The sequence below is a fragment of the Streptomyces sp. NPDC029526 genome (assembly GCF_040637405.1).
Classification (GTDB): Bacteria; Actinomycetota; Actinomycetes; order Streptomycetales; family Streptomycetaceae; genus Streptomyces.
The window spans coordinates 60,026-84,637 of record NZ_JBEZWE010000022.1; the positions used below are offsets into that span (position 1 = coordinate 60,026).

23 protein-coding genes and 1 tRNA gene are annotated in these 24,612 nt (G+C 67.6%); 10 read left to right on the forward strand and 14 right to left on the reverse strand.

Annotated features, from left to right (window positions below; all coding sequences use genetic code 11):
- Positions 1 to 134 precede the first annotated feature (134 nt).
- Entirely contained in the window at positions 135 to 1,460 is a 1,326-nt protein-coding gene (locus AB0F01_RS28685) for an MFS transporter (protein ID WP_362101549.1), read from the reverse strand.
- A 193-nt stretch (positions 1,461 to 1,653) separates the two neighbouring features.
- On the opposite strand from AB0F01_RS28685, the gene AB0F01_RS28690 reads away from it, so the two are divergent.
- Complete coding sequence (locus AB0F01_RS28690; RefSeq protein WP_192231097.1) at positions 1,654 to 2,415, forward strand: phosphoglyceromutase; 762 nt, start codon at positions 1,654 to 1,656, stop codon at positions 2,413 to 2,415.
- Positions 2,416 to 2,495: 80 nt separating this feature from the next.
- Here the strand turns inward: AB0F01_RS28690 and AB0F01_RS28695 are convergent, their stop codons facing one another.
- The 10 genes from AB0F01_RS28695 to AB0F01_RS28740 all read right to left on the reverse strand — a co-directional run bounded on the left by AB0F01_RS28695 (position 2,496) and on the right by AB0F01_RS28740 (position 9,521).
- The gene (locus tag AB0F01_RS28695) at positions 2,496 to 3,743 is read right to left on the reverse strand and encodes a site-specific integrase (protein WP_189408786.1); all 1,248 of its coding nucleotides are present in this window, start codon (positions 3,741 to 3,743) and stop codon (positions 2,496 to 2,498) included.
- Complete coding sequence (locus AB0F01_RS28700; protein ID WP_093845636.1) at positions 3,743 to 3,982, reverse strand: helix-turn-helix domain-containing protein; 240 nt, start codon at positions 3,980 to 3,982, stop codon at positions 3,743 to 3,745. Before AB0F01_RS28700 ends, AB0F01_RS28695 begins: the two co-directional genes overlap by 1 nt.
- Complete coding sequence (locus tag AB0F01_RS28705) at positions 3,975 to 5,270, reverse strand: replication initiator (protein WP_362101553.1); 1,296 nt, start codon at positions 5,268 to 5,270, stop codon at positions 3,975 to 3,977. Before AB0F01_RS28705 ends, AB0F01_RS28700 begins: the two co-directional genes overlap by 8 nt.
- Positions 5,271 to 5,423: 153 nt before the next feature.
- On the reverse strand, positions 5,424 to 5,669 hold the full coding sequence (locus tag AB0F01_RS28710; RefSeq protein WP_129839395.1) for a SpdD protein: 246 nt from the start codon (positions 5,667 to 5,669) through the stop codon (positions 5,424 to 5,426).
- Between the two features lie 25 nt (positions 5,670 to 5,694).
- Entirely contained in the window at positions 5,695 to 5,889 is a 195-nt protein-coding gene (locus tag AB0F01_RS28715; protein ID WP_055690856.1) for a hypothetical protein, read from the reverse strand.
- A gap of 15 nt (positions 5,890 to 5,904) precedes the next feature.
- Positions 5,905 to 6,096, reverse strand: coding sequence for a mobile element transfer protein (locus tag AB0F01_RS28720; protein ID WP_004986816.1), 192 nt, complete (start codon positions 6,094 to 6,096; stop codon positions 5,905 to 5,907).
- A 12-nt stretch (positions 6,097 to 6,108) separates the two neighbouring features.
- A complete protein-coding gene (locus AB0F01_RS28725) occupies positions 6,109 to 6,756 on the reverse strand; it encodes a DUF2637 domain-containing protein (protein WP_129839399.1) in 648 nt (215 codons plus the stop codon).
- A gap of 88 nt (positions 6,757 to 6,844) precedes the next feature.
- Entirely contained in the window at positions 6,845 to 8,224 is a 1,380-nt protein-coding gene (locus tag AB0F01_RS28730) for an FtsK/SpoIIIE domain-containing protein (RefSeq protein ID WP_362101558.1), read from the reverse strand.
- On the reverse strand, positions 8,224 to 8,580 hold the full coding sequence (locus tag AB0F01_RS28735) for a hypothetical protein (RefSeq protein WP_093845630.1): 357 nt from the start codon (positions 8,578 to 8,580) through the stop codon (positions 8,224 to 8,226). The genes AB0F01_RS28730 and AB0F01_RS28735 overlap by 1 nt, the downstream gene beginning before the upstream one ends.
- A 155-nt stretch (positions 8,581 to 8,735) precedes the next feature.
- Positions 8,736 to 9,521, reverse strand: a complete 786-nt coding sequence (locus tag AB0F01_RS28740) for a GntR family transcriptional regulator (protein ID WP_093845629.1) — start codon at positions 9,519 to 9,521, stop codon at positions 8,736 to 8,738.
- A 107-nt stretch (positions 9,522 to 9,628) separates the two neighbouring features.
- Between AB0F01_RS28740 and AB0F01_RS28745 the strand changes: the two genes are divergently transcribed.
- From AB0F01_RS28745 to AB0F01_RS28760, 4 genes are read left to right on the forward strand one after another with little or no spacing between them, the layout of a single operon-like run.
- Positions 9,629 to 10,036 carry an NUDIX hydrolase gene (locus AB0F01_RS28745; protein ID WP_093769033.1) on the forward strand — a complete coding sequence of 136 codons (408 nt, stop codon included), beginning with the start codon at positions 9,629 to 9,631 and terminating at the stop codon, positions 10,034 to 10,036.
- 46 nt (positions 10,037 to 10,082) lie between these two features.
- On the forward strand, positions 10,083 to 10,517 hold the full coding sequence (locus AB0F01_RS28750) for an ATP-binding protein (protein ID WP_189408790.1): 435 nt from the start codon (positions 10,083 to 10,085) through the stop codon (positions 10,515 to 10,517).
- Positions 10,511 to 10,858: a hypothetical protein gene (locus AB0F01_RS28755; protein ID WP_167997438.1), complete on the forward strand. Its 348-nt coding sequence runs from the start codon at positions 10,511 to 10,513 to the stop codon at positions 10,856 to 10,858. The genes AB0F01_RS28750 and AB0F01_RS28755 overlap by 7 nt, the downstream gene beginning before the upstream one ends.
- Positions 10,855 to 11,232 carry a hypothetical protein gene (locus AB0F01_RS28760; protein ID WP_189408791.1) on the forward strand — a complete coding sequence of 126 codons (378 nt, stop codon included), beginning with the start codon at positions 10,855 to 10,857 and terminating at the stop codon, positions 11,230 to 11,232. The genes AB0F01_RS28755 and AB0F01_RS28760 overlap by 4 nt, the downstream gene beginning before the upstream one ends.
- Before the next feature lie 342 nt (positions 11,233 to 11,574).
- Here the strand turns inward: AB0F01_RS28760 and AB0F01_RS28765 are convergent, their stop codons facing one another.
- Together AB0F01_RS28765 and AB0F01_RS28770 are read right to left on the reverse strand one after the other, a co-directional pair.
- Complete coding sequence (locus AB0F01_RS28765) at positions 11,575 to 14,868, reverse strand: DEAD/DEAH box helicase (protein WP_362101562.1); 3,294 nt, start codon at positions 14,866 to 14,868, stop codon at positions 11,575 to 11,577.
- 44 nt (positions 14,869 to 14,912) lie between these two features.
- A complete protein-coding gene (locus AB0F01_RS28770; protein ID WP_362101565.1) occupies positions 14,913 to 15,806 on the reverse strand; it encodes a hypothetical protein in 894 nt (297 codons plus the stop codon).
- Between the two features lie 972 nt (positions 15,807 to 16,778).
- Here AB0F01_RS28770 and AB0F01_RS28775 point away from each other — a divergent pair.
- Positions 16,779 to 18,380, forward strand: a complete 1,602-nt coding sequence (locus AB0F01_RS28775) for a restriction endonuclease (RefSeq protein ID WP_362101568.1) — start codon at positions 16,779 to 16,781, stop codon at positions 18,378 to 18,380.
- Positions 18,381 to 18,808: 428 nt separating this feature from the next.
- Here the strand turns inward: AB0F01_RS28775 and AB0F01_RS28780 are convergent, their stop codons facing one another.
- The gene (locus tag AB0F01_RS28780; RefSeq protein WP_362101570.1) at positions 18,809 to 19,318 is read right to left on the reverse strand and encodes an aminoglycoside adenylyltransferase; all 510 of its coding nucleotides are present in this window, start codon (positions 19,316 to 19,318) and stop codon (positions 18,809 to 18,811) included.
- 192 nt (positions 19,319 to 19,510) lie between these two features.
- Here AB0F01_RS28780 and AB0F01_RS28785 point away from each other — a divergent pair, with 192 nt between their 5' ends.
- From AB0F01_RS28785 to AB0F01_RS28800, 4 genes are all read left to right on the forward strand, one after another.
- Positions 19,511 to 20,128 (forward strand): hypothetical protein, encoded by a 618-nt coding sequence (locus tag AB0F01_RS28785; RefSeq protein ID WP_362101572.1) that lies wholly within the window; start codon positions 19,511 to 19,513, stop codon positions 20,126 to 20,128.
- 144 nt (positions 20,129 to 20,272) lie between these two features.
- Positions 20,273 to 20,347, forward strand: a tRNA-Trp gene (locus AB0F01_RS28790).
- 329 nt (positions 20,348 to 20,676) lie between these two features.
- Positions 20,677 to 22,077 carry an MFS transporter gene (locus tag AB0F01_RS28795; protein ID WP_362101573.1) on the forward strand — a complete coding sequence of 467 codons (1,401 nt, stop codon included), beginning with the start codon at positions 20,677 to 20,679 and terminating at the stop codon, positions 22,075 to 22,077.
- A 467-nt stretch (positions 22,078 to 22,544) separates the two neighbouring features.
- Positions 22,545 to 24,503 carry a TerD family protein gene (locus AB0F01_RS28800; RefSeq protein ID WP_362101576.1) on the forward strand — a complete coding sequence of 653 codons (1,959 nt, stop codon included), beginning with the start codon at positions 22,545 to 22,547 and terminating at the stop codon, positions 24,501 to 24,503.
- The last annotated feature ends 109 nt before the right edge of the window (positions 24,504 to 24,612 follow it).

The window sequence follows — 24,612 nt, forward strand, 5'->3', positions numbered from 1 at the left end:
CGGGCCGTACGGACAGGGCACGCGACCGGCCCACCGGTGAGGTGCACCGGTGGGCCGGGCTGCTCAGAGTGTCTCCGGGGTGCCTCAGGGCAGCTGCTCAGGAACAGGGCCTTCTCACGGCTGCCCCAGGCTGCTCAGGAGGCGCCGACCTCCGGCTTCCGCAGCACCGGCCCGCCGGGGCCGCCCGCGTCCGCACGGTCCCCGTCCGGCCCGGTTCCCGCGCCCACGCCCACGCCCTCCACGGCGACAGGAGACTCCTCCGCGGGCAACCGCCGCATGAGCAGCGCGTACCCGAGTCCGGCCACGGTGCCGATGACGGCGCAGGTCCCCCACAGCCACTCCGCGCCGAACCGGTCGATGACGAACCCGGACATCAGCGGGGCGACGAGCGAGGCGACGGCCCAGGACATGGTGTACATGCCCTGGTAGCGCCCACGTCCGTGCACCGGCGACAGCCGTACGACGAGCCCGGTCTGCGTCGGCGCGTTGACGATCTCGGCGAGGGTCCACACGCAGACGGTGAGCGCGAAGACGCCCACCGACCCGGCGAACGCGGTCAGTCCGAAGCCGTACCCGGCGAGCAGCGACGAGATCACCAGCAGCCGGCCGGGGTCGCGGTGCTCGATGAACCGGGTGACCGGGATCTGCAGGACGACGATGAGCACCCCGTTGACGGCGATGGCCGTGCCGTAGTCGGCCGGGGTGAACCCGGCCGCCCCCATCGCGACCGGAAGTCCCACCGATCCCTGCATGAAGATCAGGGCGACCAGGAACGACAGCCCGACGACGCCCATGAACCGCCCGTCCCGCAGCACGGTCCCCAGACCCACGGACTCCTCGGCCACGGCCCCGCCGGACCGCACAGGCCGGGACTCGGGGATCTTCACGAAGACGACGACGGCACAGGCCATGGTCATCGCCGCTTCCAGCAGGAACCCGGCGAGGTAGCTGTACTCGGCGATGAACCCGGCGGCCATGGCGGACACGGCGAACCCGAGGTTGATCGCCCAGTAGTTGAGGGAGAAGGCACGGATCCGGTCCTCGGGCCGGACGATGTCCGCCATCATCGCCTGCACGGCCGGCCGGGAGGCGTTGCTGGCCATGCCGACGAGGAACGCCACGGCGGCGATGGCGACCGGGTGGTGCACGAACCCGAGCAGGGCCACCGACACCGCGGTGGACGCCTGGGCGACGAGCAGTGTGGGCCGCCGTCCCAACCGGTCGGTCATCACGCCGGCCCCCAGCGAGGACAGCACGCCGCCGAGCCCGTGCAGGGCGGCGACCAGACCGGCGTAGGTGGCGGAGTAGCCGCGGTCGAGGGTGAGGTAGAGCGCCATGAAGGTGGCGACGAACCCCCCGAGCCGGTTGACCAGCGTGCTGGTCCACAGCCACCAGAACGCCGGGGGCAACCCCGACAGGGTCTCCCGGAGCGCGCGCCGCGCGCGGACGACGGATGACATGGAACCCCCCGGAAGGACGGCGCCCCTCCCCGGAGCGCGTCGACGGTCACCAGGGGCTGTAAGCACCCCCTGCCGAGGCCACACCTTACGAATGCCGCGCCCCGCCGAACCATCCGATTAACAGATCCCGTCAACCGTCCGCTGTGCGGGCGGCACGCGCGGCTCGCGCGGGCCTTCGATTACCCTCGGCCCCATGGCCGACGCACCGTACAAGCTGATCCTCCTCCGCCACGGCGAGAGCGAGTGGAACGAGAAGAACCTGTTCACCGGCTGGGTGGACGTCAACCTCACCCCGAAGGGCGAGAAGGAGGCGACGCGCGGCGGCGAGCTGCTCAAGGACGCCGGCCTGCTGCCCGACGTGCTCCACACCTCCCTCCAGAAGCGCGCGATCCGCACCGCCCAGCTGGCCCTCGAGTCCGCCGACCGCCTGTGGATCCCGGTCAGCCGCAGCTGGCGCCTGAACGAGCGTCACTACGGCGCCCTCCAGGGCAAGGACAAGGCGCAGACCCTCGCGGAGTTCGGCGAGGAGCAGTTCATGCTCTGGCGCCGCTCCTACGACACCCCGCCGCCCCCGCTCGCCAACGACGCCGAGTACTCCCAGTTCTCCGACCCGCGCTACGCGACCCTCCCGCCGGAGCTGCGCCCGCAGACGGAGTGCCTCAAGGACGTCGTCGTCCGGATGCTCCCCTACTGGTTCGACAACATCGTCCCGGACCTCCTCACCGGCCGCACGGTCCTCGTCGCCGCCCACGGCAACAGCCTGCGCGCCCTGGTCAAGCACCTGGACGGCATCTCGGACGCCGACATCGCGGGCCTCAACATCCCGACGGGCATCCCCCTGCACTACGACCTCGACGCCGACTTCAAGCCGGTCAACCCGGGCGGCACCTACCTCGACCCGGACGCGGCGGCCGCCGCGATCGAGGCGGTCAAGAACCAGGGCAAGAAGAAGTAAGCGCCCACGAACAAGCCCCCTGCCTGCGGGTTCTTCGCGAGCAGGGGGCTTGCCGTTGCCTCTGGGCCGTCTCTGGGCCGTCAGGTGCTGGACGGCTCCGACCGGGCCGTGTCGAAGATGGCGGCCACCGCCTTGCGGGTGCGCTCCTGACTGGACGGCATGAGGTGTGCGTACACCCGAAGCGTCAGCCCGGGGTCTGAATGGCCGAGGTACTCGGCGAGGGCCTTGATGTTCTCACCCGCGTCCAGGAGCACCGAGGCGTAGAAGTGGCGAAGAGCGTGCATGCCGTTCTCGCGGGACTCGGCGTACGGCCGGCCCCGCTCGGGCACGGGGATGATGCCTGCCGCAGCCAGCGCCGGTTTCCACGCCTCCTCGTTGAGCGACGTACGCCAGACGTGCCCACCGCGCGGCCCGGTGAAGATGAGCCGCTTGGTCACCGGAGGACCGTCGGCAACCTTCCACGGCAAGGTGATCTCGACTGGCGGAAACCGCTTCATGTGTGCCCGCAGCGCATCGGCGACGGGGCCGGGAAGCGGCACGTCCCGCAGCTTGCCGCCCTTCGGCGGCGCGAACACCGGCTTGCTGCGGCTCAACTTCAGTTGCTGGACCACGTGGAGCGTGTCCGAGGCGAAGTCGATCGCATCGACGGCCACGCCCAGGATCTCGCCCTGGCGAAGCCCGCAGCCGCCGCCCAGATCGACCATGGCTTGGTAGCGCTCGGGCATGGCGGCCCGGACGGCGAAGACCCGCTCGGGCGTCCAGGGCACGATGCGCTTGTTGTCGACGGTCGGCGGGCGGACAGACCGAGCTGCACAAGGGTTCCGGGGAAGGTGCCCGTCGTCCACGGCCGCGCTGAGCGCCGCGCGCACGTTGGAGTAGATCGTCCGGGCGTACGACCCGCGGACGCCGTTCTCCTGCAACTTCCTTACCCAGTCGCGAATGTGCGCCGGCTGGAAGGAACCGAGCGGACGTGAGCCGAGGTAGGGGAAGGCGTGCAGCCGTAGTTGCGACTCCATCGAGGCCTGGGTGTTCGGGTCGGCGCCCTGTGTGGCGACCCAGCGCTCGGCGTACTGCTGGAAGGTGATCCGGGCAGCGCGCGGGTCGATGTACTGCCCGCGCGCCATGTCCGCCTCGATGTGCGCCAGCCACTGATCAGCGAGCCGCTTCTGACGGTCGGGGAAGCTCTTGGACTTCTCCGTACCGTCCGGGCCGACGTAGCGAGCGCGGTAGCGCAGGCCGGACCCGTAGCGCTCAGTCTTGATCCTGCGCGCCTTCCCATCCGGGCCGGTCTCGGTCCGGTACCACCGGTCCTGGATGTGCCCAGCCATCAGGCAACAGCCCCTTCCCGCAGGGACTCGACCCAGGCTTGGACGTCCGCAGGGTCGTAGCGGAGGTGCCGGCCAACCCGGAAGCCACGGGGTCCGGTGCGCTTGCGGCGCCACTGGTAGACCGTCTCGACGCTGGGCAGGTCGAACATCGCCACGAGGTCGTCAGGAGTCAGGTACCGCGACGGCAGGCCACGCGGCTCGGAGGCCGCTTCTGCGACAGCGAGGCGTCGGCTACCCATGGGTGGGTTCTCCTTCCGTTCCGGGGGCGGGTTCGAGGGTTTCGGCGAGCCAGGCTTCGGCGTCGGTGAGGCCGGTTCCGGCGTAGACCCAGTGCGCGAGGACGAGGGTCGTGTCCGGGTCGGTCCCGTTCGCTGCCAGGGCCTGTGCGCGGCGCCATTCGGCGCGGGCGTCGCGGAGGGCGCCGAGGGTGGTGGAGTAGCGGCGGGACTTGGTGGAGAAGTGGCCGCGGAAGCCGAGCATGTGGGCCCAGGCCCGCAGGCGGAGGTGTTCGAGGTCCTTGCGGGCGCCGAGGGTCCAGGCGGTGCGGATGAGTCGGCGGGCGTGGTCGCTGATGTCGAGCTGAGCGAGTTCGGCGAGGAACTTCAGCGGCCGGTCCAGGGCTCCCGTGGCGGTCTCGGCGCCCTTGGTGGCGTACTTGGCGATGTATGCGGCGACGGCCCGTTCGGTCAGCTCTTGGCCGCCGTCGAAGTCGGCCGAGCGGATGGTGCGGACGTCGAGCTGACGGCCGAAGGTGACTGTGTGGGCGCGGCCGTCGATGACCGGGCCGTCCACGCGGGCGGCGGTGGCGGCGGCCCGGATGGCGTCGGTGAGCAGTTCGGCGGTGGCCCAGGCGGGAGGCGGGGTGTCGCCGCCCTCGGGGCCGTCGATGCGGATGACGGCGTGGAAGTGGACGGCCCCGCGCTTCTGGTACTCGGCGACCTTGGCGAAGGACACCCGGGCGTGCTCGCGAAAGGCCCGCTGGGTGAGGCCGGCGCGCTTGGCGACCTCCCGGCGCAGGTAGATGGAGAAGCGCCGCCACAGCAGACCGGCGTGCGCGTTCCAGAGCACGGCCGCTTCGTAGTCGTAGGTGTCCGGGTCGAGCGGGGTGCCGAGGGCGGGGTCGTCCTGGTCGTGGAGCGCGCCGCAGCGGCAACGGCGGACCGAACCGGCCGGGCCGGTGGGCCGGTTGTGGACCGGGCCGAAGCCCGGCGCAGTGAAGGTGGCGAAGACGCGCGGGTGGGTAGCGACGCGTTCGGGGACGCCCTTGCCGCCGCGCAGGCCGGAGGTGATCAGGTGGAAGGTGTCGCGGCGGTACACCTCGGCGCAGGCCGCGCACCGGGTGGTGCGGCGGTTGTTGCAGCGGACCAGGAGGTGACCGGCCGGGAGGCTGGACGAGTCGAGGTGGTGGAGGACGTTGCCGATCTCGCCGGTGCGGGTGTCGACGGCGTACTCGGTGCGGTGGCCGTCGAGGCGGATCGGGTGCGTGCAGCCGCCGAGGCCGGCGAGTTGGCGCAGGAGTGCGGGCATGGTGCCGAGGGCGGCCAGTTCGCCGAGTTCGTGGAGCGGGGGCGGAGTGGCGCGGGTGATGATGGCTTTCTCCTTCTGGTTCGGCTGGAGGGAGACGGCCCCCGGGGCGGCGGATGCTTGGCGGTATCGAGGCCGCCCCGGGGGTCCGGTGCGTCAGCGGCGGTGCTGGTCGCGGAGCAGCGAGCGCAGGACCACGGCGGCGACGGCCACAGAGACGGCCGTGACGGCGACGGCGGCCAGGAGCGCGGTCAGCACGACGCCGCCGACGAGGACGGCCGCGACCGCTCCGGTGCTGACGGAGATCTGAGGGACCGGCCGCCGAGCGGGCATCTGGTCGACCACGGTGTGGGGGTGCGCGGGCGGCGGTGTCGGGCTGTCGGGGTACTTGGGCAGGAACACGGCGAAGCTCTCCTTACCTACTCGTCTAGTCATGTGAGCCGTTGACGATGTCCACGCCAGAACGCGTGCCGGACTCGATGGCGGGGGCCATGAAGGTGTCCGAGAGCCAGAAGCCGAAAAGGGCGATCAGGACGACGATCCATGTGCGGACGCCGAGGAACTTGACCGCTCCCCAGGCGAAGAAGCCGAGGAGGACGACGAGCGGCAGGCTGACGGTCACGGTGTACGGGTCCTTTCAGCGGACGGGGCAGCGGTGGGTACGGGCGGCCAGTTCGGCGGCGGCGCGGCTGTCGTAGTCGGCGGAGAAGCCGCAGCGCGGGGCTGTACAGGCGGCGGTGTGCTTCTCCCGGCCGCGGCCGTCGTAGGACGTGCCGACCTGGACGGGGCCGATGCGGGTGACGGAGCGGAAGCGGCGGTTGGCGCTCACGTGAGTCTCCTTTTAGAGCTGGGCGGCGATGGCGTCGGCCATGGGTGGCGGGACGCCGAGGCGGGCGCGCAGGGTCGGGGTGTCGATGGCCGTTCCGGTGCGGGCGTGGTGCTCGGCGGCGACTTTGCGGGCGTGCTCGACCAGGGCGGCCGGGACGGCGACCGGCGGCGGAACCGGTACCGGCTCGACTGCCGGAGGCGCCGGGAGTTCCGGTGTGGGATCGGGCGCGTCCTCCTGGTCCTCGATGTCCTCGGGCGTCTCCTGTCCCACGGCGTCACTGGTCTCGTCGTGCGTGGTCGGTGACGAGTGGACGAGGAGGGTTCCGCCGAGGAAGGCGACCGCGGGCCAGCCCGCGACGAGGATGCGGAGCCAGGCCGGCACGTGGTCCAGGTCGAGCAGTCCGGCGGTGGCGACGTTCGCGCCCAGGGACGCGGCGAGGGCGATCAGGAACCAGCACCACCCGGCCGCTTTCGCGTCGCCGGAGCGCAGTCGGCGCCAGGCGGCGACGAGCAGCAGGTCGACCGAGACGGGATAGGCCCACGCCTTCCACCCGTCCTGTCCGGCCGCCGAGGCGACGTCGTGCAGGTGGGCGAAGGACAGCGCGGCGGCGATGACCGCTTGGACGAGCACCGCGTCGACGCGGGCCAGGTGGGCGCGCATGCTGCGGCTCCTTCCGGGTTCGGGCATGGGAGGGGTAGGGACATGGCGTGAGGCGGTCACGGCGACCGGGGATGCGTGCGGACGCGGGTCAGTCGGTCACCGGGCGGGGCCGCACGACCGGGCCCGGTGTCTCGACGGGCGGTCGTACGGGAACGTCGGGCCGGAAGGGCTTGAGCGCGGGCAGGTCGGGGACCAGGGGGGCGAACTCGCGGCAGGTCTCGGCGGCGTCGCCGAGGGAGAGGTACGGCGTGCGGATGCGGGACCAGCCGCCGGAGGTGTCACCGGCCACGGCGAGGCCGGGCCGTTCGGGGGCGATGGCGCAGGCGGCCGAGACCGCCTCGGGGGCGATGTCGCCGAGCGCCATCTTGGCGGAGGCTTCGTCGTTGACGCGGTGGCAAACGCGGCCGGTCAACTGGGCCCGCAGCATGGTCGCGCCCTTGCCCAGTTCGGCGCCGAAGCGCTGGCCGCAGACCTCCAGGTAGATGCCGGCGGCGCGGCCGAGCTGGGCGAGCCGGATGAGCTGGGTGACCATCTCGTCCCGGCGTTCCTCGTCCTTCTTCGTCGCGACGAGGAAGAGTTCGGCCACCTCGTCGACGAACAGCACGACGGGAACCGGGCGTTCGTGCTCGGGCAGGCCCCAGATGTCGGAGGTGATCTCCTCGTCCGGCGTGCTCGGCGCGATGCCCTGTCGGGCTTTGATCAGGTCGTATCGGTCCTCCATTTCCTTGATGAGCACGGGCAGCAGTTCGGCGGCCTGCTCCGGGTCGGTGGCGAGCGCCGACAGGCGCGGGGCGAAGGGCGCCAGTTCCACGCCCCGCTTGCAGTCGATGCCGACGAGGGCGACGGGCTGACGGGCGAGGCCGGCGACGAGGTGACGCAGGTACATGGACTTGCCGGACAGCGTGGCGCCGAGAGTGAGTTGGTGCGGCACGGCGCGGTAGTCGCGTACGAACGGAGTGGCGTCCTCGCGCAGCGCGACCGGCACCCGGAGAAGGCCCGCACGGAGCTTGCGCGGCATGCGCACCCGCCGCAGCACGTCGAAGCCGACGAGCCGCAGTTCGACCACGCCCGGCTTGAGCGTGGTCACGTAGACAGCGTGGACGCCCCAGGCGTGCCGCAGCCGTTCGGCGGAGGCGGCCACGTCGGCGGGTTCCTGCCCCGGGGCGAGCCTCAGGCGGACCCGCAGTCCCGTCGTGGTCGGGCGGATGATCCCCCGGCGTGGCGGTACGGGCCGGACCTCACGGCGGGTGGTGGCCTTGACTGCCAGGACCCGCAGCCGGGAGGGGGCCACGGTCAGCCCGCACGCCTCCATGACGGAGCCGTAGGAGCTGAGCAGTCGGACTGTGGACACCGGTAAGCCGACCGTGGACCAGTAGACGCCGGGGTGTCGCGCCCGGGCGTAGGCGGCCCCACCGCCGAGCGCGGCGACGGGACCTCCCACCTCCAGAAGCGTTGCCAGGTCGGTCATCAGGCCGACGCCCCCATGGCGGCCGGGAAGGCGGCCGGAGTGACGGCGGCGGCCCGGAAGGCGATGCCGTGCCGCTGCTGGCCGTTGAACACGCTCTCCCACGGCCGTGCGACCAGGCCCGGCAGCGAGATCGGGGCACCGAGGGCGAGCCCTTCCGACACCCCGCTCTCCGGAACGGTCACCTTGATCAGGGACGACTCCCCCTCCTCGATGTACACGACGCCGATGGTCATCAGCGCCTCACCGCTGACGGCGTCCTTCGCGATCTCGCCCGACTGCCGGTCGCGGACCTTGGGCTCGGGCGCCTCGGTCAGCAGGATCGTCGCGGCCGAGGTCTCCACACGGATGGTGCGCAAGGTTTCTCCCCATCTACTCGTCTAGACAAGATGCATCCTTCGAACCCGGCGGCGCCGGGAACGGGATCACCCTGCCACACAACTTGCCCACTCGTCTATACGAGTATGCGTGTCGGTGTGTACGAGTCCGGAGAAGTGGCCTCGCGCACCGCCGATCAGGTCGCCGGAAGCTGGTAGGAGAGGACGTAGGCGTCGGCCGCCATCACCGTGTCGCAGACCTCCACGGCCCGTCCCGAAGTGTCGAAGGCGGTACGGATCAGGTGGATCACCGGCACGCCGGAGGCCAGTTGGAGCGTCTTCACCTCGGACGGCGAGGGCATCCGGGCCCGGATCTCCTCCTCGAAGTGGTCGAGCTGGTGGCCCAGTTCCTCGAGACGGGCGTAGATGCCGCCGGGGCCGGGGTTGGGCTCGGCGATCTGCGTACCGCGGGCGATGTCAAGCGGGAGGTAGGACGTGGCGAACTCGACCGGTCGGCCGTCGAGCAGGTACCGGCGACGCCGGGCGAGCACGCGCCGCACGGAACCGAGCCGGGTGGAGATGTCCTGGCCTGCCTTCTCCTCCTTCACCTCCAGGCTGTCCACGGTGGGGTGACTGCCGGCGGCGTCGGCCTCCACGATGAACGCGGACTTGCCCTGTTCGCGGTGGCGCCGGGCGAACCGGTCGGAGGCGAGGCGGCGCACCGGAGGCCGGGGCCGGACGAAGACGCCCCGGCCGTGCTCGGCGTGCACCAGGCCCTCGCCCTGGAGGATCGAGAAGGAGTTCCGGACCGTCATCCGGGAAACCCCGTAGTGCTCGACCAGCTCAGCCTCGGAGGGCAGCTTCTCCCCTTCCTTGAATCGCCCACGGTCGATGGCCTCGCGCAGCTGGTCGGCGATCTGCCGGAAGACCGCACGATCACTGGTCGGGTCGAGGCCGCCGAGAATGCTCGGTAGAGACGCCATGCGTACTCCTTTAGGTATCTAGACGAGTGGGCGAGTTTTGTTGCTACGGTGGAGAGCCTAGTCAGCCGAGAGGGCCGAGGAACGTGAGCACAGAACGCCCGCACTCCGTGAGCGTCGCCGGGGTCATCGTCGATGACCAAGGCCGGGCCCTCCTGATCAAGCGCCGCGACAACGGCCACTGGGAACCCCCGGGCGGAGTCCTCGAACGCGAGGAGACCATCCCCGAGGCCCTTCAGCGCGAAGTCCTCGAAGAGACTGGCATCAAGATCGAGCTTCCCGCGACCCTGACCGGTGTCTACAAGAACATGACGGGCCTGATCGTCTCCCTCGTCTTCCGCTGCCAGGCGGCCGACGGCACTCCCACCACGGGGGACGAGACCCGCGCCCTGCACTGGGCCACCCGCGAAGAAGTCATCGAACTCACCGACGAGGCGTACGCGATCCGCGTGCTTGACGCACTCGACGCGGCGTCCCCGCCGGCCGTCCGCGCCCACGACGGCGTGAAACTCGTCTAGCCCGAACCCGCTGCACATGGCGGCCTACCAGCATGAAGGAACTTGTATGCACGAGTATACGAGTCGCGCCCGGGTCTGGGGGCTCAGTTGCCCAGGTTTCCCGGAAGAGGTCAGCAGGGCCCGCCGCTGGACCCGCGACATCCTGCGGGGATCGCCGTTGGCCGAGGACGCCGAGCTGATCGTCAGCGAGCTGAGCGCGAACGCGATCCTCCACACGGCCAGCGGCCATCAGGCGGGCAGCTTTCACTTGGCCTTGGCGGTCTCCGCGCAAGTGATCGCGCTCTCGGTCACGGACGACGGAGGCACTGGCACTGCCCCGAAGGTCGAGCACCGGGACCAGGACGCCGAACACGGCCGAGGCTTGGATCTGGTCAGCGTTCTCGCGCACCGGGTCATCGTCCACCGCAGCCAGGCCGGCCACACCGTCACCGCGGAACTGTTCGCCGCACCGCGAGGATCGGCAGGAGGACACCCGTGCTGACGTACACGCATCCCGAGGCCCTGGACGTGGGCAGCCAGCCTCTCCCCTACCAGTGCCGGGCCGCCGCCTACCCCCTGGATCAGGTGCGCTCGATCCCGCTGGGATCACACGACGCAGCGAGCCCGCGCCTGGCCCTGCGCTGGTTACAAGAGCGCGCCCGCCACATCACCGACCAGCTCGATGCCGCGTACGCACGGCCGGGACTGCACTGGCTGACGGACGAGGCGGAGCACGAACGCGCCCTCGCCTACATGGCCACAGGCACGGGATACCAGCTCACCCTCTACGACGAGGGCACTCGCTACGTGCTCGCGGTCTACCCACCGGGGGCGGCCTCATGAGCGCACCCATCCGCGGCTACTGGTGCGAGTGCTGGACCGAGGACCTGACCTCTGCGGAAGGGCCAACGCTCCTGGCATCCTTCGACACCCGCTCGGCACCGCAGGCGGACCGCTGGATCGCTGTTGCCCTGCGCACCATCTCACCAGCGCTCGACTCCGACGCATCAGACGAGGCGTGGGCATGGCTGTACGAGGGGCGAGTCGAGACCAGGCAAGCTCTCCTGCGCTCGGAACCCTGCACAGTGATGGTTACGCATGCCAGCACCCGCATCACATGGACGGTTCGCCCAACTCTCTTCCTGCCGCTCGTACACCGAGGAGGAGCCGAACTCCCGGCCTGTGCATACGACTTCAAACGCTACGCCGCAGACTGAGTTACAACTTTCTCTACTGGTTCAAGGCGGCTCGCTCCGCTCACCGCGCGCGGCCCGGCCCCCGGCCGGGCCTGCGCTCCTGTCTCCGCCCCGCTCCAGCCCGGCCGGCGCCCGTGCCGCGCTCATGGCAATCAGCCACCTGATACCAGAGAAGAGGTATCTCGTGGCTGGGGCGGTCGGCTCCACGGCTTTAGGCAGCCACTTTGGCGCGAGCCTCGAAGATCATGGCCCCAACGTCGTGCTTTACCGGGCAGGTCCACAGACTGCCCGACGCGCCGGAAGCTTACGGGGCCATGATCACTCGCGCCAAAGCAGCTCCAGCCCAAAGCCGCTCCACCGACCTCAAGCTATCTTCCGCGCCGCCAGCATGGCCAGTATGAGCTCTGCATCTTCCGCAGAATCTATGTTAGCCAGGATAGAATCCGGATAGTTGGAGAGCATTCTTGCCGCCAATCTGCGCAACTCTTCATCGTCTGTAAAATCAGGCAAGAGCCCCAAGCCACTCAATTTGCGAGCTAGAACACGCGGCCGCGCTCCGGCCCGCATCCAGGCGATGGGGGCCGGGCCATCGGCGCCAAAGCGAATAGCGAAGGGGAGCAGATTCAGAGATCGAAGACTTTGTTCATCGAGGCCCCAAGGGCCTTCTATTTCTTGCTCGCGGCCTGCAGCCACAACAGCCGCGATTGCGCCCGCCAAAGATGTCAAGCTATACCCGAACCCATCATTTACGATGCGGATCATCTTTGGCAGCGGATCGGCCTGCCCACGGCCGTTCTTTCCCAGCGTGTCTTTACCTGTCGCGATACTAGCAATTGTGAGTAGCGGCGCTCCCTCCATCCACTTCTGAAGGACATCATGGAACACATGCCATGCTTCAGTACGAGATTCATCTGCCTCAGCCCATAGATTTTTGAGTATCGTCCCACCATAGTCTTCCTGCTTCAAGAAGTTCAATGTATGAAAATCGGCCCCTTCAAGGATGCCGAGAAGATCTGAAGCCCACTCTGAAACGTCTTGAGGCGGTCCCATCTCTTCGAGCCGCTGCCGCAATTCCTTGTAGATGAACACACATTCCGCGAGTGGGATTCCAGCTCGATGCGCAGCTAGAGCGACCCAGTCAGGGGATTCAGTTGAGCGCAGAAAGCTAGAACCTACATACTCCAGTGATTCTGCGATATCAGATGCCCGGTCTACAACATTGGCTCGATATGCACCCCAGCTTTTTTTGATCACACCTCGTGCATCGTCTCGGTTGCCCGCAAAGGACAGGAATGTGAAGGCGGCCTGTTCTGTCGCCGTCATTTCTCCGACGTTTAGAGTCCCGTCCAGCGAACCCGTTATGATTCCGTCAAGCTGGCTTTTTATTTCACTGGACGCATCCTCCTTGGCTAGAAATCTAGCCTTCCCGATAGCCTGGTTTATGTTTACGTTACGCCCGAATACGAGTCCGCGGTTCGGTACGACGATCGCCAATGATCGCGATGAAACCTGAGCTCGACCTGCCCGCCCGATCGCATTGAGCAGCTGAGCTTGCGCTCGCCTGTCTTGTTCCTCTCTATCAGCATCAGGATCCCAACCAATCTGCGTTCCACCCACAATTACTGTTGTGGCAGGAAGATTTAGCCCTTGAGCAAGTGTTCCAGTGGCAAACAGGGCCCTTGCACGATCTCGTTCAAATGAGATCTCACTAGCTCGCTGCTCCTCTCTGAGCATGGCACCCGTATGAACAGCTACCCCCTTCGAGAGCGCACCGCGGAGCAAGGAAGGAGCTCCAATTTCTGCGTCCGCCAGTTTTAGCAGCGCATCGACATCAGAGTCCGGAGGAACGTTCGCACCCGCTGAAAACCCTTCGAGTTGCAAGGCGCAAGAGAAGCTGTCATGCCTGCTCCGGGGTAGGAATACTAGGATCCTTTGATCTCTTTCCCCCAGAGCTTGTGCTAGTGACTTGACTACTCTGTTGCAATAGCTGTCATCGACTGTTCCGACTCCCCGCTTGTATAGCAAGCCTGCCCTGACATTCGTATGCATGAGCCTGTAGTCAGACAGGTCGAGCGACTGCCAAGCACCTTGCAACCCAACCAGCAAGGAGATAGGGACGTCAAAGGGGTAATTAACTCGCCTGGGAGGCAGTTTTTCAAGTGCCTTTTTAGCTTCACTTTCCAAGGCGGAAGCTTGATGTGCATCGAAACCCGCAATAGCCCTTAGTGTCCGTGTCGGGCGCCACGGTGGATTTACTACGAGTGACTCTCTTCCGGTGGATCCTCGCAGCCAGGCAGAAACATCACCTGGGTTCGCAAGCAGGGCAGAAAGCATCAGGATTTTGACATCGGGCGCTCGGTGCAGAACCTCAGCGACCACCAACTCAGCAATGATTGCCCGGGAATCCTGTGCGCCGATCATGTGTGCTTCGTCGACGATGCACAAAGAGAGATCAAGAAATATCTCAGGAGCCTGGCGAAGGGCAAGAGAGCACTTCTCGGGAGTCATCACAAGAATCGAACGATCCGCCATATCACGTATCGCCTCACCGGTCAGCTCCGTATACTCTGACCCGCCAAGAAACTCCCTAACCTTTACCCCGTCATCGCCACGAAAAACCTTTCCGATCTCGCGCCGTATCTGACCAACGAGGGCATTTGTTGGCGCCAGATATAGGACCCATCCGTCTCGGAGCGCCTGAGCTATCGCTATCTCAGCAATGGCTGATTTGCCAGCCCCAGTTGGGACCGATACAACAGCATGAGAGTGAGGCCCCGGCAAGGCCCCATTTGCATACTCAAGCACTCCAGGCCACATCAGAGGCCGATTCCTTGAGCGATACCGTTGATACCGCAAAAATCTTCCTGAATCATCGGCCGGCGGCGGCACGCTTCTCAGTGCCCGTGCCGACGTTTCCTCGACGGCAAAAGTGAGAAGCAAGAGTAGATGGTGCAAGTCGATATGACTCGCGGAAATCGCACGTCCGTCGGAGTCATGCTCCATTCTGTAGAGGAGCTGGTGCAATTCTTCCGAGCTATTGCTGACTGACTCATCGTAGGTCAACCAGAGAACGTAATCTCGAACTGCTTTTCCAATGACCCGAAGAATGTTTGCGCGGGAGCGCTCGCCGAGAGTAAGGTCCTGCAACTCCAGGAGCGGAAAGTCGTCACCGGAAGGTGATCTCAACGTGAGAAGCGATCGAACTTGCTGAAGGACCCATTCCTCGGCAAGGCTCATTGCAGATATCGGGGCTGGCATATCACCAATCCCCTGCTCTGTCAGAGCGGCATTCGAATCATATCCTGCGATCAAATAAAGGAGCCCTGTTTCGACGATCGTATATCTTGCTTGATCACCGAAGAGCCAAGTTTCCCTTAGCTCATGAGATTCGACATCAGCCTCCGCCACTATGCTTAGCGCTTCAGCGGCGACAAATGCGCATGACCTTCTCACCTCGCGGGCTAGCTCTTCGTTCAGAATCGCGTGAGTCTCAAGAGCCGTGGCAAGCTTACGCAGGTCATTCAAATCCCGTTGATGCTCTTCTGATCCCGGCAAGCCGTCAAGCGTATCTGACCTACTCAGATCTCGCCGATCAATGCAATCCGCCCACGCCCGCGTCAAAATTCTGCGTACTGTTGAGGCGTCGAGGTTTTCCAATGATGGAAGGCTAGAGAGCATTTCTTCTATGCCACTATTGAACATCAGATAACCACTTCCGCGACCGCATCCCTCATTGCATCTGATATATCATCGAAGAACTTCTGAAACTTCTGGAGTCTCACTCCGATGACCCGTCTGCGATCTATCGAGGGGAGGAGGCGACCGTATACGACACGTTTCGCTTTGAGATCGAAGTGTGTTTCATGCACCACCATCGGGAAATAGCATCGATGCTCAAGCCACAATGCGTTAGAGACCTTTTCTGCCAAGTCTGGGTTTATTACCCGCCTTAGAGCTCCCAGCTTTGCCCTCAACTCGGGGCCATACTTCATCCTATCGATGTCTCGAAAGATCGTCGCTGCCTCAGTTAGCTGCCCACTTCCGTCGTCGCGTGACGCCTTGCTTTCCCCTATTGCAACGACTGGGCCCGAGGCGTCGGTATAGATTGCTAGAGCATCCAAGCCCTGCTGTGTCGGGATAGTGTGAAGATCGGCCAATGCGTGAACAGGGCCGTCCAGCATGTCGCTTGCGGACCGAGCTCTGATCATCAGCAGGGCATGCATCACCCCTTCTGCTATCCAAGCGTTTCTCTTAGTATCCCGAAACGATATTTCAGAGCTTGTCATGAACTGGTTGTTCATGCCTACCAGCCGGTGAACGGCCTGTTCAACTTCCCGTTGGCCCTCAGGTCCGATCGGCAGCATGGCATCGCACAGGCTCGCATCCTGTTGGATAGCACCGGCGAGAGCCCCAACCAAATACAGCCCTAGAGACTTAGCTACCCCGGAGGCTTCCAGGCCGCTAGCGATGATTACCGTATGGGTGGGAGCCCCAGGATCCTCGCGCAGGTCTACCTCGGCAGCGAGAAGCGCGAGTGCTTTATCGATCAGCGCAAGTGGGCTTCTAGGGCCAACCATCGCACTCGTCACATCCATGCCAACAAGTTACCGCCCGTGACGGGCTCGTATGCGACTTCATGCCAAGAACAGTCCCGAGACCAGCCAGCACTGAGGTGCCCAAGGCTTCCAGCATGGCGCATCGTCGCCCTCAGTCGGCCATGATGGTCCGGACCAACTCTGCCCTACCCAGCCCCTCTCAGTTTCCGCCTCATTCAGCCCCGTTCACGGCCGTTCAGGGAGACCCGCACGCCGGGCTCGTCTCGCGGTCCACCCGCCCATGAACTCAAGTGACCCCCCCGCCACCAAGCCCATCACTACACCACCACAGTTGGAAAGCGGGCGCCTGCTCCCGCGGCAGTGCAGTACTCAGTGCGCAGCCGGCGCTGGCAGGTCTCGCCTTGGCCATCGACGAAGCCCGACCGTTGGTTAGGTTCCAGGTCGTACCTGGGCCACCCCCAACAGAGCCGGGGATGCAGCTGCTCTATAGAGCTGGACACCTCGGAAGCCGGCCGCGCGCCAGAGTCCCTAGCCATGCGCACTGACAGCGCGCCCCACGAGCACAGCCTTCGGCACGGTGCTGCTCGCACCACAAGCGCACCAGATCGAGCGGGGAACAGCGGGGAATCACGGTGCACGCAGACAGGCCCAACGGGGCCGCGGCATGGACGTTGATACAGGTCAGCGCCCCAACCCTCCGCAAATGCCAGCAGCTTCCCAAGCTGGTAGCTCAGGCAGTGTGCTCACGGCCCGGTCATCCCAGCTTCTCCAGTCGACGACGTCTCGACCAGCGTGGCTGAGACCAGTGGGAGTCCAGCGAGGCACACGCGCGCCTGGCCGGTCGGCAAACCCGCCATCGTGGCTGACTGTCGTCGGTTGAGGCACAGACGACTTGAGTCCACCGTGCACCGTGAGGACCAGCTGAGGTGACGTCCCTGTCCTGCGTGATTCTGAGGTGTCGAAGGGGAATGCAGCCCTGTGGCGGAGTAGGGCCAGGGGAGGGGCAAACAGGTGGCGCAACGGGGCAGCGGCCGAGGCAACGACTATCAGCGGCAGCAGCAAGCTTTACGACGTGCCCAAGAGCAACGGGCGCGACAAGCGGAGCGGGAGCGTAAGGCCGCTGAGACGGCCAGCAAGCGGCAGGAACGAGAGCGGAAGGCCGCGTATCAGGAGCAGCAGGCCGAGCAGGCGCGGGTTCGCACGATCGGGGTCGAGCACGAGGTCGAGCAGCTTGGACAGTTGCTCCGTGACGCGCTGGTGGGGGATCCGCCGACGACCTTTGAGCGCCGGCGGAGGACTCACACGCCGAGAGCGTTGGACGAGCGTCCTTGGTCTCGTCCGGAGCCTTCCCCGCGCTGGGAGGAGTTCGCACCACCGGAACCCGGTGGCCTGGCTGCTGTCCTTGGTCTTGGCAGGAAGCGCTATGAGGCTGAGGTTGCAGAGGCGCGTGTGCGGTTCGGCGAGGCACAGGATCGTCACCGGAGGGCCGAGGAGAAGCGGCTGGCAACACTGGAGCGGAAGCGTGCCGAGCACCGCCAGGCCGAAGCGCAAGCCCTTGACGAGGTGGCGACCTTCAACGCGAAGTTGGATGAGGAGCGCGAGGCGTACAGGGCCGGGGAGCCCGCGGCGGTCGAGGCTCATCTAGGGGCTGTTCTGGATGCGTCGGTGTATCCAGTGGGCTTCCCGCACGAGCATCGAATCGCCTTTCGCCCTGCCACCGGTGACGTACTCGTTGAGATCCATTTGCCTCCTGAGGCGATCGTTCCCACGGCGCGGGGCTACCGGTACGTGAAGAACCGGGACGAGACGACCGTGCTGCCTCGTCCAGAGAAGGAGCGCAAGGAGATCTACGCATCCGTCCTGGCGCAAGTCGCTCTGAGGACAGTGCACGAAGTCCTTACTAGCGATCCGGACCGGGTCGTCAATGGCGTGATCCTGAACGGCCATGTGAAAACCATCGACCGGGCTACCGGTCAGGAGGTCTCACCCTGTCTGGTGACGCTCAGCGCCAGCAGGGAGCAGTTCGGCAAGCTCCGTCTCAGTCAGGTTGATCCAGCGCAGTGCCTCAGGGGGCTTAACGCTCTGGTGTCTCCCAACCCCTACGATCTCGAACCGATTCGGCCCATCGTCGAGTTCGACCTGTCGAAGTACCGGCTCATGGACAGCATGGATGTAGTCGCCGGCCTGGACAGCAGGCCCGTGCTGGTGAAGCTGACGCCCACCGAGTTCGAGCACCTGATTCGCCAACTGTTTGAAGCGATTGGCATGGAGGCTTGGAACACCCAGGCGTCCAAAGACGAGGGCGTGGACGCGGTGGCCGTCAGCAAGGACCCCGTCTTCAACGGTGAGTGCATCATTCAGGCGAAGCGCTACAGCAAGCTCGTGGGTGTTGAGTCCGTCCAGGCGCTCGCCGGAGTGGTTGAGCACAAGCGTGCTGCCAAGGGGATCCTGATCACGACATCGTGGTTCGGTAGGGCCAGCCACGACTTTGCCCGCCAACATGGCCGGCTCCAGCTCATCGAAGGTCCGGAACTCAAGTACCTGATCAAGGAACACCTTGGCAAGGATGTGATCCCGGGCCCGGTCCCCCCGAAGCGGCGCCCCTCGCGCTGAGGCCCCGGGGGGCGCCCACTCAGACCGAGAAGCTGGGCCGTCTCTGGGCCGTCCGAGGCCGCTCGACAGTGGCCAATGACGACCAACGACGACCACCATGCCCACGGGCCTACCGTCTCTGAGCAGCGGAAACGCAGGTCACCAAGATCCCCGGCAAGACCCAGGGCTAGAAGAATTAGGCCCGATGATCATGTCTCCCACCTTCGCATACGGCGCGGATAGGAGGCATCTTCACGGCCCGGGGCCACTCCGGGCTCAAGGGCCCTGGTGCTCTCCCCGGCGTCCAGCAGAACGGGCGCGCTGAAGTGCCGCAGGCCGTTCGGTCCTCGTTTCAGCGACGTTCGTCAGATGTGCCCGCCGTGGAGGCCAGTGAAGACGAGCCAATGGGTCGTCGACTGCCCGTTCTCTGTCGGGTAGCGCCACGAGCCTCATGCCGGGCCATTGCCTTGCTGTCGCACGGCCGCCTCCAGCCGGGCAATGTCCTCGGTGTCCTTCATCCGGCGGGGCCGTCCCGGAACCCAGACCGGCATCATCTGCTTGATCTCGATCTGGGCGCGAGGACTGATGATCCGGCACCGCAGCGTCCCGATGCGGCCGGCTGCTGCATCGAGCATGCCCTCCGGCCACTTTTCTCCGGCCCATGGGCCGCCAGCGACCACAATGCGCTCGAACCGGTCCCTGGTCAGGAGAGCGAAACTGCACTCCACGTCCTGCTTACGGAAGTCGAGCTGCTGGTCGGCAGGAGGCCCGGACAGAGGCTCGTAGCCCGAGCGCAGCAGACCAGCGGACAGAGCGGAGGCATCCTGTGCCCAGGCGAACCAATCAATGTCCACATGGTCACGCGTGACCTCGCCGATGAAGAAGTCCATGGCCCAGCCCCCGCGGAGCCACACCTCCGCACCGGTGGCATGCGCGATCTCCACCGTCTCGCTGATCAACCGGAGTTGTCGAGCACTGCGTTGCCTGTCCACAGCCGTGCAGGCTACGCGGCAACTCCAGTCGCAGCAGGCGGATTTCCGGCTGCTGGCGGGGGCGAACGGTGCCTCATGCGGCACCAGCGGCAGCGGAAGGGGTCGCAGCGGTGGGAAAAGGCGGAGGGTCTTGTCAGACGTGGCGGATAGCCTGCGGGAATGAGTGATGCGACCTGGGACGCCCTGGCGGCGACGGATCTTCAGGAAGTGCGGCGCCGTGCGGCCGTCGTGCACGACGTGGTCGGTGCCGAGCCGGTGCCGGTGCCCGGCGCACAGCGCCTGGCCTGGAACGACGGGGGTGGTCAGTCCGCGGTCTGGTACTTCACGGAGGACGGCCGCGCGCTGCTGCTGACGTTCGACCACGAGTCGGACCTGAATCTTTACGCGGAGGAGGACTACGCGCTCCAGGAGTCCTTCTTCGAGGGCGTCCCCGAATCTCTCGTCGCCCTGGTCCGCGACCGCCCGGAGAACTACGAGTCGCTGAACCTCACCGACCCGGAGACGCAGCGGACGATCCACTACGCGGGTGGGGTGTTCTGGTACGACGGCTCCGGCTGGCACATTGCCGACGGGGTGGCGGAGCACTGTCGGCAGGAGGGCCTGGATCTCTTCCGCGAGTCCGGCTTCGACTACTGCCTGAAGGACTACCGCTTCGGCCAGAGCCTCACCCCGGAGACGTTCGTGGCGCTCCGCGACGAGGGCGGCCGGTACAAGGACGAGGAGGAGAAGGAAGCGGACCTGGCTCGGCTCCGGGAGATCTTCGCCCGGCACGGCTAGGGCCTCCGTGGCAGCCCCGGGAGTCTTCTCGCGGCGCCTCCCGCACGGCGGCGGCAGGTTCCCGGTTGCTCCGGCTTGCGGCCGTCGGCCCGGCCGGAAGCCGGTGCTGTGCGGACATGTGCCCGGCTAGGATGCCCGCCGGGCGTAGCCGTAGCGCAGAGGTTGTCGCGCGCGGTCTCCAAAACCGCGAGGACGCCGGTTCGAATCCGGTCGGTTACGTCCGTCCCACCTGTGTGTCCGCCCCGCCACGACGGCCGGCGCATCTCCAAGGCGCCCCGGCTCCCCTCCTGGTAACGTCCCCCGCATGTCTGCTTCCTCGTGCGCGGCCGCCTGTACCGCAGTGACCCGGACCTCCCGCTAGCGGCGGGACGTTCGACGCACGTCACTTCTCCTGGACGTCCAGCCGCTTCGTGATCCGACCGGAGCGGCACGTTCGTGCTGCTCGGAGACATCTCTGAGCGACGGAGCACCTGATGCTTCCAGGCATCCTCTCTTCAGGCGGGCGACCCGGCCCGTCTCCCGTGCGCGCATGGCTGGTGCTGTGCGCGATGTCCATGTTGCAGTTCCTCGTCGCGGTCGACGTGACCGTGGTCAACATCGCGCTGCCCTCGATCGGCGCCGAGTTCGACACCGGCGGGCATGCGCTCACCTGGGTCGTGGTCGGGTACACGGTCACCGGTGGCGGGTTGCTGATGCTCGGTGGCCGGCTGGGCGACCTGCTCGGGCGGCGGCGCGTACTGCTGCTCGGCACCGGCCTGTTCGGGGCGGCCTCGCTACTGGCGGGGCTGGCGCCCACCTTTCCCCTGCTGGTCGTGGCGCGTCTCGTGCAGGGGGCCGGTGAGGCCGTGGCGCTCCCCGCCGCGATGGCCGTCGTCGTCCTGACGTTTCCCGAAGGGCCGCGCAGGTCACGGGCGTTGGGTGTGTGGGCGGCGGTGGCCAGCTGCGGTCTCGTGCTCGGGTTCGTCCTGTCGGGGTTCATCACCGCCCACTGGGGGTGGCGGTGGATCTTCCTGGTGTCGGTCCCGTTCGTCCTGGTCGTGCTGGTGGCAGTGGTGCTCCTCGTCGAGCATGACCGGCCGTCGAACGGGGAGGCGGCGCCGTTGGACCTCCCCGGCGCGCTGCTGCTCACCGCGTGCCCGCTGCTGCTCGCCTACGGTGTCGTGGAGGCGGGTGAGCCCGGATCGCCCGGCTGGGTCACGCCCGCGGCGCTGGCCGGTGCCGTGGCCGCCGGGGCCGCGCTCGTGCGGGTCGAAGGGCGGGCGCGTCACCCGCTGTTGCCGTTGCGGTTCTTCGCCCACCGCGCGCGGGTGCGCGCCAACGTGACGACGATGCTGCTGAGCGGCGCGTTGTCGACGTCGTTCCTGTTGTTCACGTTCCACCTGCAGGACCGGTGGGGATTCGGGCCGCTGGAGGCGGGCGTGACGATGGTGCCGCTCGCGGTGGCGTTGATCGCCTGCTCGGTGTTCGCACCGCGACTGCTGGGCCGGTGGGGAGCGCGGGTGTGCGTACTGGCCGGGATCGGGTGCACCGCCGCCGCGATGGCCGCGATCGCCCTCGTCTCGGTGCTGGGGGCGGGCGGGGTCGCGCTGGTCCCGGCCATGCTCCTGATCGCGGCCGGGATGGGCTTCGGTCTGGTGGGGTTGCAGTACGTCGCGGTCAGCGGCGTCACCGAGGACGACGCGGGGGTCGCCTCGGGCATCCAGCGCGCCGCCGATCAGCTGGGCGGCGCCACCGGGGTGGCCGTCTGCGTCGGGATCGGGTTCGCTCCGGCCCTGCACTCCTTCGACCCGTTCCTGGTCGCCGCCACGCTGGCCGGCGTGGGGCTCGCGGCCGGTGCGGTCGTGGCCCGGCGGCTGCCCTCCTCGGGTTCCGCAGGGGGGACGCCTCCTGAGACGCCGGATGCGCCCGAGGCGCCCGAGGCGGCGGAAGCGCCCGAAGAGGGCGGGTGACACGTCCTCCCGGTGCCGCGCCGGGGTGTGCCGTCGCGTGATGGCGTCACATCCCGGCACGCCGGGGCACACACCGGCCCGGCAGGTCGGCCCGGCAGGTCGGCTCACCTGCCCCGGCGCCGTACCCGGCTCGCCTCCGGCATCACGTCCGGCCTCAGGTCCGTCGAGCCGGCCGGGTGCAGGCGGTGAGCGCACCCGCCAGGGCCAGGGCGAGGGCGTAGTCGGCGCGTACCGTGCGGTGGCGGCTCAGCAGGGTGCTCAACAGGCCCGACGGGATGCCCGCCGCCCGGTGGATGCCCGACGCCCCGGGTCTCCTCCGTCGCCGGGCCACCGCAGCGGGCGCAGCGTGGGGTGCGTCAACGGACCGGGGGGAGGTACGTCGCCTTACGGGTCATCGGCGGTCCGGAGGGGGCGTATGTCGTCATACGGGTTGATCAGTGGCCGTCCGTCGGATCATTCTGGGCCGCATGCATCTCGCCACTGCCTCCTTCGACCTGCCCGTCGCGGGCGACTACGCCCGTGACTGGGCCCTGGTCGATGTGGAGACCTCCGGTCTGAGTGCCCGGCGTGACCGGGTGCTGTCGGTCGCCGTCATCACGCTCGGGCCCGACGGCGAACAGACCGGGGAGTTCTCCACGTTGCTCGATCCGGGGTGCGATCCGGGCCCGGTGGGCGTGCACGGGCTCACCGCCGAACGGCTGCGGGGTGCACCGACCTTCGAGCAGGTCGCCGGACGGATCGGGGCCCTGCTCCAGGACCGCGTCCTCGTCGCCCACAACGCGCAGTTCGACTACGACTTCCTGGCCCACGAGTTCGCCCGAGCCCGGTTGTGGCTGCCGGTGTCGCAGCGGCTGTGCACACTCGCGCTGAACCGCCAAGTGGACCCGCCCACGCCCGACATGAAGCTCGGCACCCTCGCCGCCCACTACGGAGTGCCGCAACAGCGCGCCCACGACGCGCTCGACGACACCCGCGTGCTGGCCGGGATCCTGCGGGCCACCCTGCGCGAGGCCGCACGTCTCGACCTGCCCCTGCCACTGGTGTCCTGCCCGCCGCGCGGTGAGTCCCTGTTCAGTCCGAAACCACCGAAGACGCCCTGCGCGTACCGCAATCCGGGGCGGATGAGCCCCGGCGGGCCGCTCCGGCAGGGGATGAAGGTCGCCATCACCGGCTCCACGGCCAACGCACGCCCCGAGTTGGTGGCGCGTGCCGTCGAGGCCGGGCTGAACATGATGTCGTCGGTCAGCCGTCACACCAGCGTGCTGGTCACGAACGAACCGGGATCCGGCTCGTCCAAGGCCCGGCGCGCCCGTGCCGAGGGCGTCCCCGTCATCGACGAGGCCACGTTCCTGGCACTGTTGGCGGACGTACGGGCCGGCGTCGCCCACGAAGTGACGATCCCCAGCCCCGCCACGCCCACGCCGACGGCCCCGGCCACGGGCCCCGCTACCGCCCCGGCCACGGGCCCCGCTGCGGCTGCGGCACCTGCCACGGCTCCCGCCGTACCCCCGGCGGGTGCACGCCAGGCCGCCGCCCGTCCGGGCGGGACGCCCGTGCCCGACGGCGCGGCATCCGCCGTTCCCGCTCCGCGCCGGTCCGAGCCGGCCGGTCACGAGACCGGCCGCCCTCTCGAGGGTCGCCGGGTCCTGGTGCTGGGCGGGGTCCATGCGGAGGCCGTGGCGGCACGTACCCGGGTCGTGGAGCTGGGCGCGTCGGCGGCGATCAACCTGTCGGCCAGCGTCACCGACGTCGTGCTCCTGGCGGGAGGCGAGGCCGACCGGCGGATGCGGCGGATCACCGCGCTCGAACTGCCCGTGCACGACCGGGAGTGGCTCGTCTCGCCGACCGTCACCGACCCGGACTCCTCGGCCTTCTTCTCCGCACCTGGGCCCCAGGTCCTGCCGCGGGGCGGCGTCGTCGATCTGCCCGTGCCGCACGCGGGGCCGGCATCGGAGTGGTACGTCACCGTGGGCTGGGAGCCACGGATCGAGGGCGAGATCGACGTGGTCGCCTTCCTCCTCGACGACGACGAACAGGTCGGCTCCGACGATGACTTCGTCTTCTACGGTTCACCGGAGACGCCCGCGGGAACCGCTCGCCTGCTCACGGGTGGCCCCGCCGAACAGACCGTCGCACTCGACCTGGCTTCCCTGCCGCCCGCCACGCAGCGCGTCGTGATCGCGGCCGCCATCGACGGTGACGTCACCTTCGGCACGGTCGGCGCCATCCAGATCGGCGCCGCCCCCGGCAGCAGCGGCGCCCCGCTGGCCCGCGCCACGCTGGACGCCGCCACCACCGAACGCACCCTCCTCCTCGCGGAGATCTACCGCCGAGGGCCGCTCTGGCGGCTCCGCGCGGTCGGACAGGGGTACGACCACGGGCTCGACGCACTGGCCCGCGGCTACGGGGTCGACGTCGACGGCTGAGGGATCCGGGGGCTCCCTAGGGTCTGTCGTCAAATGATCTTCGATCGGGGATCATGGTCGGGTGATACGTCGCCATGAACTGTCCGATGCCGAGTGGGCCTTCGTGCAG